We start from the raw sequence: 15,721 nt of genomic DNA on the forward strand, positions 1-15,721 counted from the left end.
TAAGTAAAATAATCCTCAATACAAATTTAGCGCGGTAGTTGCATTTGTAGAATGCACAAGGTCAGCAAGCTAGAAGTGAATAATAAGATTAGAGTACTCTAGCGACAATAGAAAATACCAGCAAAGGAAAGCGCCACTTCCAAAACCCAAAAAGTTTCAAAAGTGGCGCATTATAAAACATTATAAATCTACATCTTCTTAAATAAAGCGTGATATTCTCGATCAATACTTTCCTGATGATCTGGATGCGCGATTTCAATTAGCGCCTTGGCACGTTTTAACAATGACTGTCCGTAAAGATTTGCAATTCCATATTCGGTAATTACATATTGTACGTGAGATCTGGTTGTTACAACTCCAGCTCCAGTTTTTAGATAAGGAACAATTCGGCTATCACCATATTTTGTGGTCGATGGAAGTGCAATAATCGCTTTTCCGCCATCACTTAATGCGGCACCACGAATAAAGTCCATTTGACCTCCAACTCCCGAATACATTTTGTGTCCAATAGAATCTGCACTTACTTGACCGGTAATATCCACTTCGATTGCTGAATTTATAGCAACCATTTTAGGATTTCTTCGAATACGTGCGGTATCGTTTACATAATTTGAAACACGCATATCGATAAATGGATTGTTATCCACAAAATCATATAATCTTTGAGATCCAACTAAGAAAGTCGCAAGTGCTTGTCCGCGGTTGATTCCTTTGTATTTGCAGTTGATAACACCACTTTCGATCAGGTCAATTACACCATCCGAAAACATTTCGGTATGAAGTCCTAAATCTTTATGATTGGTAAGATTTGCTAAAGCGGCATTTGGAATAGATCCAATTCCCATTTGAAGCGTACTTCTATCATCAATAAGTGAAGCCACATATTGACCAATTTTATTTTCTACCGGCGAAATTATTCCCATTTCGTGGCCGTGAATTGGCATATCGATTTCAACGCCATAATCTATTTCAGAAATGTGTAAAACACTATCTCCAAAAGTCCTTGGCATTCTTGGATTAATCTGTGCCACTACAATTTTTGCATTGTCAATTGCAGCCACTGTTGCTTCTACAGATGTTCCTAATGAGCAATATCCATGCGCATCTGGAGCAGAAACGTGAATAAAAACTACATCAAGATTAATTACTCTTTTTTTGAAAAGCATTGGAAGTTCGCTCAAGAAAACTGGAGTGTAAGATCCGTTTCCTGCACTAATCGTGTGGCGAACATTTTTTCCAATGAAAAAAGAATTTACGTGAAAACTCTCGCTTAATTCTGGATTGGCGTAACGAGCTTCTCCTTCGGTATGCAAATGACAGATTTCGACATTCTTTAATTCTCCAGCTCTTTCGGTAAGAGCATTTGCCAGTAATGTTGGTGCTGCTGCTGCAGCTTGTAAGTAAACTATATTATTAGATTCAACTACTTTTACAGCTTCTTCAGCTGAGCAATACTTAATCATAGCAAGGGTTTTAGAATTTGTGCAAAATTACAACTAATAACTGACTCTTTTGTCTTTTATTATTGTTTGCAAATGGTTTTTTAGTAAAGTTTAGATAGTTCTTTTAATTTTAATTGGATTTTTACGAGTGTCAAATACGTCTGCAATTTTTATTAGTTTTAGTTCTTTATCGATGGGCTAGATAACGTTTGCCGAATGCTTATCTACGGCTAGTTATAATAGGCATTACGCAGTAGAAAATATACAGGATTTTCCAGTAGAACAGTTAGCTTCAAGAGTTTTGATTTGGCAAGTTCAGAAAAGAAAACTTTCAATTTCTACGAAATTTTCTTTAAAAAAGACTCATAAGAAATTCTCTTTCCTTCATCCAACTCTTCAATTCCTCTTTTAATTTCTTTTTGTTCAGTCAAGGTCAACTCACTCCAAAAGTCATTCTTTTCCTTTTGTACGAAATCAGCAACTCGTTGTAAAAATTCGGAATTTTCATCTTCCAAAATAGTTTTACTAAATTTCAGTTTTGTCGTTTGAATATCCATTTTAGAAGTTTTAAATATATTTGAATTTACGGAAAATTTCGTACTTCTTGTTTTTTTTCTATCAAGCCATTTTCAAAATTACCCCAAAAAGTTATCCATAATGGATCTTTCTCTTAAGTAATAATTCTTCATCTTAAACTAATTCAGAGTTTTCAAAAACGCTATCATCCTGAATTAAAATATTCCGTGATTATTTTAAAAATAAATTATTATTCGGCATCATAGATCCTCAGTCGATTTTGCACCGATTGAAGTTCAAATTGTAGATTTTCTATTTTGTTCAGCAAATGCGAAATGGCGTCAATTCCTTCGATATTAATCTGAAGATCATAATGCATTCTGATCATTTTTTCGATCATAGTCATTTCTTGTAATTTGAGATATTTGTTCTGCTCGAGTTCAATAATTTCGATTAATCCGTAGCTATTTAAAGAGACAATGAAGTCAGGTTCTATTTCGTAATGTCTGCAAATTTGTTCTATGAGGATGAGATTGCTATCTGTCATAATTTATAATTTTGAGATTTCTCTAAAAAGTTCTTTTTGCTTGTCGCTTAGGTTAGTTGGAAGTTTCACGTTGAAAGTAACATAAAGATCACCAAACTGATCTGCTTTTTTGTAAACTGGAAACCCTTTCCCTTTGAGTTTTATTTTAGTTCCAGTTTGAGTTTCGGGAGCAACTTTCACTTTTACTTGTCCATCAAATGTGTCAACTACAACCTCTCCACCTAGAAGAGCTGTGTATAAATCTAAATCGTGAGTACTGTAAAGATTGCTTTTGTCACGTTTGAATTTCGGATCATTGGCAATATTAAATGTAATGTATAAATCTCCGTTTGGTCCACCATTGGCGCCGGGCGATCCGTGATTGGGAATTTTTATAATTTGACCATTTTCAACTCCTGCAGGAATCGTAATTCGGATGTTTTTGCCATTTACGGTCAAGGTTTGTTTGTGAGTTGTAAAAGCTGATTTTAAATCCAATTGAAATTCGGCATTTAAATCCTGACCTCGGTATTTGGCGCTTTGACGACGTCCGCCGCCTTGTCCGCCATACATCGAATTGAAGAAATCTGAAAAATCTCCTGCATCAGAGAAATCTCCTCCAAAACCACCGCCGGCAAATCCGCCAGATTGCTGTTGTTGTCCGCCGCTGCGTGGACGTCCACCAGCTTTTTCAAATTCATCAGCGTGCTGCCAATCTTTTCCGTATTTGTCGTATTTCTTGCGATTCTCGACATTGCTCAAAACTTCGTTCGCCTCGTTGATCGATTTGAATTTCGCTTCGGCAGTTTTATCATTCGGATTTAAATCTGGATGGTATTTTCTCGCAAGTTTTCGGTAGGCCTTTTTGATTTCTGCTTCGGTAGCAGATTTTTGTATTTCGAGTATTTTGTAATAGTCTATGAAGTGCATAAATAGTTTTTGTTAGGATTGCTGGTTATTTCTGTTGCAAACTTGAAGAAGTGTAATACTTTGTACTAGTATTTCGTCAATAAAATATTTTTTACGAAAGTGAAATATGAATTTTAGATATATTCAGTAAAAGTTCAAAACGATTTTAATTGAAATCTTTAATACAATATGAAATTACGAATTTTGCACTAAACACTACAATATAGGGCTACAAATAAATCGAATTTGTAAGTTAAACTATGGTGAACATAATATTGAACTGTTGAAAATTTTATTCCGCTATTCTCTTCTTTAAATCCATTCTCTCGTGTAATATTCTGGTTATTTCAACAAAACTTTCGTTTTGAACTCTATAAAATATAACATGCTGATTTACCTTCATTCCAAGCAATTGATTCGATATTCCATCATAGTTTTTTCCTATTTCTGGGTTTTTGGCAATTTTTTGACAATGAGAAATAAGTTCTTGGTAATACTTGTCAGCTTGACTTTCCGACCATACTTCAAAACTATAATCCCAAATAGTTGATAAATCCTCGATAGCTTTGTTTGTTAATATATAATTAGCCATTTGAGTGCTTTTTCGCTTTGAGAGATGCAAGATGTTCATCTGGGTCAAAGTCTAGTGCTACTCCGCTATCAATTCCTTCTTGAATGGCACTTTTTAAGACGGTTATTTTATTTTCCTCTTCTTCTAAAAGTCTTAAACCAGCACGTATCACTTCGCTTACGTTTTTAAATCTTCCTTGCTTTACAGTACTTTGAACGAATTGATCAAAATAATTTCCTAACGATATTGAGGTGTTTTTGTCCATTTTATTAATATTATACTCAAATATACCAAAAATTGGTAGAATTGAAAAAAATTTCCTTGTACTAAAATTGATCTAAGTGAAAGATTTAGCCACATAAATTTCCGAAAATTCGATTGGAAATCAAAATTTATTCCAAGATGATTTGGTGATACTTGAAAATCTCACGTTTTACTTATGAAGGCGAGATACACGGAGAACTTCGGAAGTGGCGAAATCGAAGTAGTTTAGGTTCGTCTTAAGTGGATGAATTGTAATGTTTTACCTAAAATATTCTAAAGTGACGGCTGCTGTTTTTCATTTAGCGAAAGCGAAAAAAAAATCCTTCTTTATTATATTGTCAACATTCAAATGGTATAAGCGGGTAAATTTTTAATAAATGCGTAAATTGCGGACTTTAAATCGATATTTAGTAAAAATGGAAGTACAAAAGCCCTATATACCAATAAATAAGGTTCGAATAGTTACCGCAGCTTCGTTATTTGACGGACACGACGCGGCAATCAATATTATGCGTCGAATTATTCAGTCAACTGGAGTGGAAGTTATTCACTTAGGACACGACAGAAGCGTTGAAGAGGTAGTTAACACTGCTATTCAGGAGGATGTGAATGCGATTGCGTTGACGTCTTATCAAGGTGGTCATAATGAGTATTTTAAATATATGTATGACCTGCTCAAGGAAAAAGGAGCGGGACATATCAAGATTTTTGGTGGTGGTGGTGGAGTAATTCTTCCTACTGAAATTGCCGAACTGGAAGCTTACGGAATTTGCCGTATTTATGCTCCCGATGATGGTAGAAAATTAGGACTTCAAGGAATGATTAATGATTTGGTTCAGAAATCTGACTTTCCGCTGGGTGATAAATTGACCGATGAGGTTGATCATCTTGAAGATAAAAATCCAAGATCTATAGGTAGAGTGATTTCGGCGGCAGAGAATTTCCCAGAAATTGCAGCAGCTGCTTTTGATAAAATTCACCAGATGAATGCTGATTCTAAAACTCCAGTACTTGGAATTACTGGTACAGGTGGATCTGGAAAATCGTCTCTTGTAGATGAACTTGTGAGACGTTTCTTAATTGATTTTCCCGAGAAAACAATAGGAATTATCTCTGTAGATCCTTCAAAAAGAAAAACTGGTGGCGCACTTCTAGGGGATAGAATTCGAATGAATGCTATTAATAATTCTAGAGTTTATATGCGTTCGTTGGCAACAAGACAATCAAATCTTGCTTTGTCTAAATATGTTGCTGAAGCGATTCAGGTTTTGAAAGCCGCAAAATATGACTTAATAATCCTTGAAACTTCTGGAATTGGGCAATCTGATACAGAAATTATGGATCACTCCGATGTTTCTCTTTATGTGATGACGCCAGAATTTGGTGCTGCAACACAATTGGAGAAAATCGATATGCTTGATTTTGCTGACCTTGTAGCAATCAACAAATTTGACAAACGCGGTGCGCTTGATGCTTTGAGAGATGTAAAAAAACAATTTCAGCGCAATCACTTACTTTGGGATGCAAACTTGGACGATCTTCCAGTTTTTGGGACAATCGCTTCGCAGTTTAATGATCCTGGAATGAATACTTTGTACAAAGCAATTATGGACAAAGTGCACGAAAAAACGAATTCTGACCTTAAATCTACTTTTGAAATTACGAGAGAGATGAGCGAGAAGATTTTCGTAATTCCACCAAGCCGTACTCGTTATTTATCTGAAATTGCCGAAAGCAATAGATTATATGACAGCAATGCTCGTTCTCAGCAAGAAGTTGCTCAGAAGTTATTCGGAATTTTCAAGACCATCGAATCTGTTGGTGGAAAAGTTCCAACATTATCAAAAGCGGGAATCGAAGAAACATCTGTAGTTTCTGCTTTGGATACAAATGATGACTCAAAATTCTTTTTGAATTTACTTCTTACACAATTCGAAAAAGTGAAAATGGATCTTGATCCGTACAACTGGGAAGTGATTTTGACTTGGAAAGAAAAGGTAACTAAATATAAAGATCCAGTTTATTCTTTTAAAGTTAGAGACAAAGAAATTAAAATCGCAACTCATACCGAATCACTTTCGCATTTACAGATTCCTAAAGTTGCTTTGCCTAAGTATGAAGCTTGGGGAGATATATTGAAGTGGGTTCTTCAGGAGAATGTTCCTGGTGAATTTCCGTTTACCGCGGGATTATATCCTTTTAAAAGAGAAGGAGAAGATCCATCAAGAATGTTTGCTGGAGAAGGTGGGCCAGAAAGAACAAATAAACGTTTCCATTATGTGAGCGCGGGACTACCTGCAAAACGTTTGTCTACCGCTTTTGACTCGGTTACACTTTACGGAAACGATCCAGATTTAAGACCAGATATTTACGGTAAAATTGGTAATGCAGGAGTTTCTATTGCCTGTCTTGATGACGCCAAAAAATTATATTCAGGATTTGACCTAGTGCACGCGATGACATCTGTAAGTATGACCATCAACGGGCCAGCGCCAATGTTACTTGGATTTTTTATGAATGCTGCAATTGATCAGCAGTGTGAATATTACATCAAAGAAAACGGTCTTGAAAAAGAAGTAGAGAAAAAAATTGCGGATATCTACAAGAAAAAAGGTGTTACAAGACCAGCTTATCAAGGTGCGCTTCCAGCAGGAAATGACGGTTTGGGATTAATGCTGCTTGGAGTTACAGGAGATTTAGTTTTGCCATTAGATGTATATAATGACATTAAAGTTCGCACACTTTCGCAGGTAAGAGGAACGGTTCAAGCAGATATTTTAAAAGAAGATCAAGCGCAGAATACTTGTATTTTCTCAACAGAATTTGCATTGAGATTGATGGGTGATGTTCAGCAGTATTTCATAACAAATAATGTTCGAAATTTTTATTCGGTTTCAATTTCAGGTTATCATATTGCCGAAGCGGGTGCAAATCCATTGACGCAATTGGCATTTACACTTTCTAACGGATTTACTTATGTAGAATATTACCTAAGCCGTGGAATGAGTATTAATGATTTTGGACCAAACTTATCATTCTTCTTTAGTAACGGAATCGATCCTGAATATTCAGTAATCGGTCGTGTGGCAAGAAAGATTTGGGCGAAAGCTCTGAAAATTAAATACGGTGCAAATAGCAGAGCTCAAATGCTTAAATACCATATTCAGACATCTGGAAGATCGTTGCACGCACAGGAAATCGACTTTAATGATATTCGTACAACGCTTCAGGCTTTGTATGCAATTTACGATAACTGTAACTCATTGCACACAAACGCGTATGATGAGGCAATTACAACTCCTACAGAGGAAAGCGTAAGACGCGCAATGGCGATTCAGCTTATTATCAATAAAGAGTTGGGACTTGCGAAAAACGAAAACCCTATTCAGGGAGCGTTTATCATCGAAGAACTTACAGATCTTGTAGAAGAAGCGGTATTGCAGGAATTTGACCGAATTACAGAACGTGGAGGAGTTTTGGGTGCAATGGAAACAATGTACCAACGTTCTAAAATTCAGGAAGAAAGTTTGTATTACGAAACATTGAAACACAATGGTGAGTTTCCGATTATCGGTGTAAATACTTTCTTAAGTTCAAAAGGATCACCAACGGTGGTTCCGGCTGAAGTTATTAGAGCTACCGAAGAAGAGAAACAGTATCAGATAGAAATGTTGCACAACCTTCATAAAGGAAATGCAGACAAAGTAGCACAACAATTGGAAACTATTCAGATTGCAGCTATCGAAAATGAAAACCTTTTTGACCATCTTATGGAAGCAACCAAAGTTTGTTCGTTAGGACAGATTACTGCGGCATTGTTTGAAGTAGGAGGACAGTATAGAAGGAATATGTAAATCGTTAAAGATTGATAAAATTGGAATCTGTTCAGGATTCTAACTAAATATTTATGGCAAACAAAAGGCTGTATATAATAGCAGGTTGTAATGGTGCGGGGAAAACAACCGCATCATTTACTGTTTTACCTGAGATGTTAGAATGCAAAGAATTTGTAAATGCAGACGAAATAGCAAAAGGTTTATCTCCTTTTCAACCAGAGACAGTTTCATTTGAATCTGGGCGAATTATGATTAAGAGAATAAATGATTTGCTTGTCGAAGGTGAAAGTTTTGCATTTGAAACCACCTTGGCGACAAAAAGTTATAAAAGCAAGATAAAAGAAGCAAAGGTGAAAGGATATAGAGTAACTTTGTTATTCTTTTGGCTGGAAAGTATTAGTTTAGCCAAAGATCGTGTTCGATCAAGAGTAGCTGAAGGTGGACACAATATTCCACTAGAAGTTATCGAAAGAAGGTATATTAGAGGAATTCAAAACTTGTTTAATATATATTTGTCTATTGTTGATAGAGCTCTTATTTTTGATAATTCAGAAGGAATTCACGAATTGATAGCGGACAAAAGTGCTGATGGTTTTTATATAAAAGATGAAGAAAAGTTTAACCTTTTAAAAGAATTACTATGACTATCAAAGAAATTGAAATAGAAGAGAAAGAAAAAATTTTGAAAGGTCTTGAGTTAACCTACAAGAAACTCATCGAGTTTAAAAAGCAAAAAAACAGTCCACTAGTAGTGATGCGTGGAAATAAGATCGTCCATATAAAAGCAGAAAACTTATAGATCTAAGCTAAAAAATAAAAAAACCCGATTGTTTCTCAGCAATCGGGTTTTTTATTTCGAAATTCCCACAAAAAAAGCGGCGTGAACTAATTCACGCCGCTCCCAAGTAGGTCTAATAATTGTAGATTTATTAGTATGTTCTTTTCTTTTCAAAAGTTGTTGTCAACACTTTTTTAATCTTGTCAAGTGCACCACTAAAAGCTTTTTCGATAGTATCTGCATGCTCTGTAACTGCAACCGGCGGCATGTTTTCTGGGCGCGCCTCGATTACACATCTCTTGTCGTCTAGTCCAAATTTATCGCCGTTCTCATCAGTAAAATGAACTTCAATTCTTGTCACTCTATCATCAAATCTCGCTAGAGACTTTTCAAGCTCTTCTGTAAAATACTGTTTTAATCTTGCGCTGTTTTCAACGTTGTTGTCTGTATTGATTTGTATAGTCATAGTTTTATGGTTATTTAATGTTGTTACTCGTAAAGTTAGCAAACTTCGAGTCAAAGTAGGTCATATTATTAAAAAATTAAGAAATTTGATGCCTCCATAATTTACGAAATTGAGAATCAATCAACTAGACAATCCAAAGTATTATTTGAAGCGTTAATTAACTAAATTAAGTTTTGATATACTAAGAACAGCCTAGAAATTTTAGAATCCTTTAATTATATAAATAAGTTATGATTTGCTGCTTTTGGATTAATTTTTGAATGGCTATTTTTACAATAAACAATTAAATATTTAAACTATGAAAAAGATAATACTTTTTGTCCTAACAATCGCTGCTACATCTTTCAGCAGTTGTACGGGTCCTGAAGGTCCTCGTGGCCAAGATGGAACTTCTGTCCTTGCTGAAGTTTTCGAAATCAAGAATGTGAACTTCGTAAATCAAAATGGAAACTACAGCGTTCTATATAACTTAAATCCTGCCATCTATCTAGATGATATGATTCTGGTTTATAGAAGATCTGGTGTTGCAAATGGCAATAATATTTGGCAATCACTCCCTAAAACCTACTATTTTGACAATGGAGGAGAGTTAGATTTTAACTTTGATTTCACTGTAAATGACATTGTCATTAACTTGGGATACACAGATACATCGGTGCTACAGCCGGAATATATTAGCAATCAGCTTTTTCGAGTAGTCATTATTCCAGGAAATTTAACCAACAAGAAAAAAGTAGATCTTACAGATTATTACGCGGTTATTAAGGCCTATGGGATTGATGAGTCGCAGCTATAAGCTTTTAGCAGTTAGCCATTAGCCTTTACTCTAGCTGATTGCTAATAGCTAAAGGCTACCTGGCTTTCGCCAAATATATTCAGGCCGCTTAAAAGAAAACTTGTTCTAGTGTGACGTCCTCGTTATATCGACCTACTGTGCATTAAAGAAATAACTAATTGGATTTAGCCATTTCTGAAGTAGCGATCAGCATTCAGCAATCTGCTTTTAGCAAGAATGTAGTTGCGGATTTCAGTTGCCAAAATAGATATTAGTCAATTAGCTTGTGCTAAACCATATAACTTGACTTTCTATAAATAGGGAATTTTGGCAAAGCAAAAGGCTGACCGCTAATAGCCAAAAAAAAATCCCGCTCAACGAGAATTGAGCGGGATTTTTTTAAGATATATGCTTTTTCTTATGATTTTGCTTGTCTCTGTACAGTGAATAGAAAATTCCCGCAGCAAGAGAGACGGCAATCACCGATAGTGATACCCATTCTGGAAATTTGTAGAAGTGAACGATAAACATTTTTACTCCCACAAAAGTTAGAATAACAATTAAACTGTATTCAAGATAGCTGAATTTCTCAAGCATATTAGCTAAGAAGAAGTACATCGATCGTAAACCTAAAATCGCAAAAATATTGGAACTGAACACCAAGAATGGATCAGATGTAATAGCAAGAATTGCAGGAACACTGTCCAAGGCAAATAACATATCCATTACTTCAATAACTAGAAGTGCAACAAATAAAGGGGTTGCCGCAGTAATATGTTTCCTCTTTACAAAGAAATGCTCGCCGTCCATCTGAGTGGTAATCGGAATAACTTTTCCAATTAATTTATATATGAAAGATTTTTTAGGATTAAAAGCTTCTTCATCATCGCCTTTAAATAACATTTTGGCTGCCGTAAATAAAAGGAACAATCCAAAGATGTAGGTCATCCACGAAAATTTATTTATTAAGATTACTCCAAAATAAATCATCAATCCTCTAAAAAATACCGCACCCAATATTCCCCAAAACAAGACTCTGTGCTGATATTGCGGCGGAATTTTGAAAGAAGCAAAAATTACCGCAATCACAAATATATTGTCGACACTTAAAGAAAGCTCAATCAAGTAACCTGTAATATACTTTACTGCGGCTAGGCTTTGAGTTAGGCCGTCAGGATTTGCAATGTAGTCTGTGCCGTAAAGCCAATATATTACACCAGAAAACATGGCTGATAAAGTAACCCAAATTGCAGTCCAAATGCCTGCCTCTTTCGAGCTTATGATATGCGGATTTTTATTAAAAACACCCAAATCAAGCGCTAGAAAAATAAAAATTGCAATAAAAAACAGAATCCAAACTATCATAATGTACCTTTTTTAATTTTGACAAAGATATATGGACGCTGTCAATATTCTTTTATATAATTATTTCTTTTCAATAATTAAATCATAGTTTTCGATAGTTTTAAGAAGAATTTATGATTAGAGTGCGCTTTCAACAATTCTTTGAAAGACTCCACAATTTCAAATTTTGAATTAATTTTTCTATTTGAGTGAAAATAGTGGGGGTGTGAATTATATTTTATCAAAAATAACTATATTTGCACTCTTAATACGGGGGTAATAAATTAAATTATACATTCAAGATGGGAATATTACGATTTGAAGCACTAAAAGAAGCAGCAAACAGAGAACCTGTTCACTTTGAGGAAAAGAATAAAAAATCGAATCTATTTGGAGCAAATGTTTTCAATGAACATTCGATGAAACAGTATCTTACATCTGATGCCTTCAAAGGTGTTCGTGATGCCATCAGATATGGAACAAAGATTGACCGTAAACTTGCAGATTATATTGCATTGGGTATGAAGGAATGGGCAATGAGCAAAGGTGTTACTCACTACACCCACTGGTTTCAGCCACTGACAGGAGTAACGGCCGAAAAACACGATGCCTTTTTTGAAACCGATATGGAAGGTGGATCGGTAGAAAAATTTAGCGGAGGAATGCTTGTTCAACAAGAGCCGGATGCTTCGAGTTTCCCAAATGGAGGAATCAGAAATACATTTGAAGCTAGAGGGTATACGGCTTGGGATCCTACATCGCCAGCTTTTATTTACGGAACAACTTTATGTATTCCAACTGTTTTTGTTTCTTATACAGGAGAAGCTTTAGATTTCAAAACGCCATTGCTTAGAGCCTTAACATCTATAGATCAAGCTGCCTCAGAAGTATGTCGTTATTTCGATAAAAACGTTAAGAAAGTTACAGCTACTTTGGGTTGGGAACAAGAATATTTTTTGATAGATAGCGCCCTTGCAAATTCAAGACCTGATATTGCAATTACAGGACGGACGTTATTAGGACACACATCGGCAAAAGGCCAACAACTTGATGACCATTATTTCGGTTCAATACCTTCACGTGCTCTAATGTATATGAGAGATTTGGAAGAAGAATGTATGTTATTGGGAATTCCAGTAAAAACACGTCACAATGAGGTTGCGCCTAATCAGTTTGAATTGGCGCCAATTTTTGAAGAGACAAATCTTGCCGTAGATCACAATTCATTATTAATGGATGTGATGCACAAAGTAGGAGAGCGTCATAACTTTAAAGTGCTGTTTCACGAAAAACCTTTTAAAGGAGTTAACGGATCAGGAAAACACAACAACTGGTCGCTTGCTACAGATACTGGAGTAAATTTACTAGCTCCAGGAAAGACTCCAAAAAGCAATTTACAGTTTCTTACGTTTTTCATAAATGCTATTAAAGCAGTTTCTACTTACGAAGCACTTCTTAGAAGTTCGATCGCTGGAGCTGGAAACGATCACAGACTTGGGGCAAATGAAGCGCCACCAGCAGTAATCTCAATCTTTATTGGTGAGCAACTGACAAAAGTGTTGGATGAACTAGAGACAGTATCATCAGGAAAACTTTCGCCAGAGGAAAAAACAGACTTAAAACTAAATGTTGTTGGTAAAATTCCAGATGTTTTGTTGGATAATACTGATAGAAATAGAACATCGTCCTTTGCCTTTACAGGAAATAAATTCGAATTCCGTGCGGTTGGATCAAGTGCAAACTGCGCTAATTCAATGACAATTTTGAACACTATGGTTGCAAAGCAACTAAGAGATTTCAAGGTGGAAGTGGACGCGCTAATTTCAAAAGACATGAAGAAAGACGATGCAATCTTTAATGTTTTACGTGAATATATTAAGCAGTCAAGAAATATCCTTTTTGAAGGTGATGGATATAGTGATGAGTGGGAAGCAGAAGCTGCCACAAGAGGTTTGAGTAATTTCAAAACTACTCCAAGAGCATTAAAAGCTAGAATTGATCAAAAATCATTAGATTTATTTGAAGAAATGAATGTGATGAACAATGTTGAAGTTATTGCTCGTTATGAAATAGAGTTGGAAGAATACACAAAACGTATTCAGATAGAAGGACGTGTTTTGGGTGACATTGCAAGAAATCACGTAATCCCGACTGCTATTAGATATCAAAATACTTTGATTGAAAATGTTAAAGGACTAAAAGAAATCTTTGGTGAAGAATTCGCCGAAATCGGAAAAGAGCAGATTGTTCTTATTCGAGAAATCTCTGCTCATATCGAAGGGATTAATTCAAAAGTTGAAGAGATGACCCAAGCTCGTAAGCAAGTTAATAAACTGGAAGATCAGCAAGAAATGGCTGAACTTTATTGCGATTTAGTGAAACCTTACTTTGATATCATCAGAAAGCATTGTGATAAATTAGAATTATTAGTAGATGACGAAATTTGGACAATGACCAAATACCGTGAATTACTATTTACAAAGTAATTATTTTAAAATTCTAAACTAAAAGCGCTCAAATACAAGTTGGGCGCTTTTTTTTTATAAATTGTTTTCTGGTTTTTTAATTGTAAATTGTTTTACATTAACTTGCATTTATATGAACAGGATTATTCTATATATTTTACTTTTTATCTTTTCTGTGCATTTGCATGCTCAGGAACAGTTTTCTGTATTCTTTGCAAGTGATCAATTTGAACTTAATAAGACCGAAATTCTACGATTAAAGCAATTTATCGAAAATCATAAAAACTCAAAGATTGTTGGTGTCTACGGATTTTGTGACGAAGATGGAAGCATTGGTTATAATGATACATTGGCTAAAAAACGCATTCAATTTGTGGAAGATAAAATTGGAAATAAAATTAAATTTAGAAACGATTTTAAAACTAGAAGCTTTGGAAAATTACATCAGTTTTCTAAAATTAAAGCTGAGAATAGAAAAGTTTCTCTATTTTATTTAGATGAAGAAGATTTGGATAAGGAAGATGAAATTTTAGGTATAGCTCCTGCAAAAGTAGAAGTGCCTAAGAAAATCTCCTATCCGAAGGATGTAGTAATCAGAAATCCTGACAATACAACTTCGAGATTTGTACTTGATACTTTATTTATGGAAAGAGTGAATGAGGCAAAAGTAGGAGAGAAGTTGACTTTGGAAAATTTAGAATTCCAAATAAACACCTTTGCTATAACCAAAGATTCTAGATCAAAATTATTTGAACTTTTGATTGTAATGGAAAGCAATCCAAAGCTTAAAATTGATATTCAAGGTCATTTATGCTGTATGCCAGTTGATAGATTTGATCTTTCGACTCAGCGTGCAAAAGCAATTTATAATTTTTTAGTTCAATATAAAATTGCTAAAAGCCGATTAAACTATCAAGGTTTTGGCTCCTCTCAGCCTATTTTTCCGCTTCCAGAAAAGAATGAGTTAGAAAGAGCGGCTAATCGTAGAGTTGAGATTTTGATTACAGAAAATTAAAATCTAATAAGATATGAGATTAGTTGTTTTGATATTATTTTTCTCAATTACTGCCGCGGCTCAGCGACAAGTTACTGTTTTCTTTGATTTTGACAAATCAGATCTCACACCGATCGCGCAGGAACAACTGAAATCGGTCTTCTCTAATCCCACATTACAAATTACAAAGATTTATGGGTATTGTGATTGGAAAGGTGGCTCCACCTACAATGACAGTCTTTCTTACGCAAGAGTCGATGCAGTTTATAAATTTCTAAAAGAAAGAAAAGTAAAAACTGACTCCACCTTTGAAGGCATAGGATTTGGAAAAAATTTCCCTCAGAGTAAAACGCAAGCCGAAAATAGGAAGGTTACAGTTAGTTTTATTGAAAGTAAAGCAGATAGTAGAGCAGAAGAGCATAAAGAGTCGTTTTCATCTGAAATTTTAAAGCTAAAGGTTGGAGAGAATATTAAACTTGAAAATATTTATTTTTACAACAATTCCGCCAGAATTCGGTCAGGATCAGAAAGTACCTTATATGAACTTCAATGTGTTTTAGAAGAAAATCCCAATATTAAAATTGAAATTCAAGGACATATTTGCTGTCAGCAAAATACAGATGTTAATGACATTTCATCAGCCAGAGCAAAAGCCATCTACAACTTTCTTATTCGAAATAAAATACATCGAAATCGCCTTCAATATAAGGGATACGGAAGTTCAAAACCACTATACGCAGTTCCCGAGAAAACCGAGGCAGAGGCAGACGCCAATAGGAGAGTAGAAATTAAGATTCTCGAAAAGTAAATTTGTACGGTTTTCCTCTGCTTAGAA

At 35.0% G+C, this 15,721-nt stretch carries 15 protein-coding genes; 7 read left to right on the top strand and 8 right to left on the bottom strand.

The window, feature by feature from the left end:
• Positions 1-188: 188 nt before the first annotated feature.
• From SBO79_RS08055 to SBO79_RS08080, 6 genes are all read right to left on the bottom strand, one after another.
• Complete coding sequence (locus SBO79_RS08055) at positions 189-1,463, bottom strand: acetyl-CoA hydrolase/transferase family protein (protein ID WP_318639907.1); 1,275 nt, start codon at positions 1,461-1,463, stop codon at positions 189-191.
• 317 nt (positions 1,464-1,780) lie between these two features.
• Complete coding sequence (locus tag SBO79_RS08060; RefSeq protein WP_318639908.1) at positions 1,781-1,999, bottom strand: hypothetical protein; 219 nt, start codon at positions 1,997-1,999, stop codon at positions 1,781-1,783.
• Between the two features lie 209 nt (positions 2,000-2,208).
• Positions 2,209-2,505 carry a chaperone modulator CbpM gene (locus SBO79_RS08065; RefSeq protein WP_318639909.1) on the bottom strand — a complete coding sequence of 99 codons (297 nt, stop codon included), beginning with the start codon at positions 2,503-2,505 and terminating at the stop codon, positions 2,209-2,211.
• 3 nt (positions 2,506-2,508) lie between these two features.
• The gene (locus tag SBO79_RS08070; RefSeq protein ID WP_318639910.1) at positions 2,509-3,414 is read right to left on the bottom strand and encodes a DnaJ C-terminal domain-containing protein; all 906 of its coding nucleotides are present in this window, start codon (positions 3,412-3,414) and stop codon (positions 2,509-2,511) included.
• Between the two features lie 271 nt (positions 3,415-3,685).
• Positions 3,686-3,985, bottom strand: a complete 300-nt coding sequence (locus SBO79_RS08075) for a type II toxin-antitoxin system RelE/ParE family toxin (RefSeq protein ID WP_318639911.1) — start codon at positions 3,983-3,985, stop codon at positions 3,686-3,688.
• Positions 3,978-4,229, bottom strand: coding sequence for a type II toxin-antitoxin system ParD family antitoxin (locus SBO79_RS08080; RefSeq protein ID WP_318639912.1), 252 nt, complete (start codon positions 4,227-4,229; stop codon positions 3,978-3,980). Before SBO79_RS08080 ends, SBO79_RS08075 begins: the two co-directional genes overlap by 8 nt.
• A 415-nt stretch (positions 4,230-4,644) precedes the next feature.
• Here SBO79_RS08080 and SBO79_RS08085 point away from each other — a divergent pair, with 415 nt between their 5' ends.
• From SBO79_RS08085 to SBO79_RS08095, 3 genes are read left to right on the top strand one after another with little or no spacing between them, the layout of a single operon-like run.
• Positions 4,645-8,082, top strand: coding sequence for a methylmalonyl-CoA mutase family protein (locus tag SBO79_RS08085; RefSeq protein WP_318639913.1), 3,438 nt, complete (start codon positions 4,645-4,647; stop codon positions 8,080-8,082).
• Positions 8,083-8,135: 53 nt separating this feature from the next.
• Positions 8,136-8,708 (top strand): ATPase, encoded by a 573-nt coding sequence (locus SBO79_RS08090; RefSeq protein ID WP_318639914.1) that lies wholly within the window; start codon positions 8,136-8,138, stop codon positions 8,706-8,708.
• Positions 8,705-8,863 (top strand): hypothetical protein, encoded by a 159-nt coding sequence (locus SBO79_RS08095; RefSeq protein ID WP_318639915.1) that lies wholly within the window; start codon positions 8,705-8,707, stop codon positions 8,861-8,863. The genes SBO79_RS08090 and SBO79_RS08095 overlap by 4 nt, the downstream gene beginning before the upstream one ends.
• A 130-nt stretch (positions 8,864-8,993) precedes the next feature.
• Here the strand turns inward: SBO79_RS08095 and SBO79_RS08100 are convergent, their stop codons facing one another.
• Entirely contained in the window at positions 8,994-9,308 is a 315-nt protein-coding gene (locus tag SBO79_RS08100) for an HPF/RaiA family ribosome-associated protein (protein ID WP_318639916.1), read from the bottom strand.
• A 298-nt stretch (positions 9,309-9,606) separates the two neighbouring features.
• On the opposite strand from SBO79_RS08100, the gene SBO79_RS08105 reads away from it, so the two are divergent.
• Positions 9,607-10,104, top strand: coding sequence for a hypothetical protein (locus SBO79_RS08105; protein WP_318639917.1), 498 nt, complete (start codon positions 9,607-9,609; stop codon positions 10,102-10,104).
• Positions 10,105-10,482: 378 nt separating this feature from the next.
• Here the strand turns inward: SBO79_RS08105 and SBO79_RS08110 are convergent, their stop codons facing one another.
• On the bottom strand, positions 10,483-11,448 hold the full coding sequence (locus tag SBO79_RS08110; protein WP_318639918.1) for a TerC family protein: 966 nt from the start codon (positions 11,446-11,448) through the stop codon (positions 10,483-10,485).
• Between the two features lie 281 nt (positions 11,449-11,729).
• Here SBO79_RS08110 and SBO79_RS08115 point away from each other — a divergent pair, with 281 nt between their 5' ends.
• From SBO79_RS08115 to SBO79_RS08125, 3 genes are all read left to right on the top strand, one after another.
• Entirely contained in the window at positions 11,730-13,913 is a 2,184-nt protein-coding gene (locus tag SBO79_RS08115) for a glutamine synthetase III family protein (RefSeq protein WP_318639919.1), read from the top strand.
• Between the two features lie 112 nt (positions 13,914-14,025).
• On the top strand, positions 14,026-14,907 hold the full coding sequence (locus SBO79_RS08120; protein WP_318639920.1) for an OmpA family protein: 882 nt from the start codon (positions 14,026-14,028) through the stop codon (positions 14,905-14,907).
• A gap of 13 nt (positions 14,908-14,920) precedes the next feature.
• Positions 14,921-15,694 carry an OmpA family protein gene (locus tag SBO79_RS08125; RefSeq protein WP_318639921.1) on the top strand — a complete coding sequence of 258 codons (774 nt, stop codon included), beginning with the start codon at positions 14,921-14,923 and terminating at the stop codon, positions 15,692-15,694.
• The last annotated feature ends 27 nt before the right edge of the window (positions 15,695-15,721 follow it).

The sequence above is a fragment of the Flavobacterium ardleyense genome (assembly GCF_033547075.1).
Lineage (GTDB): Bacteria > Bacteroidota > Bacteroidia > Flavobacteriales > Flavobacteriaceae > Flavobacterium > Flavobacterium ardleyense_A.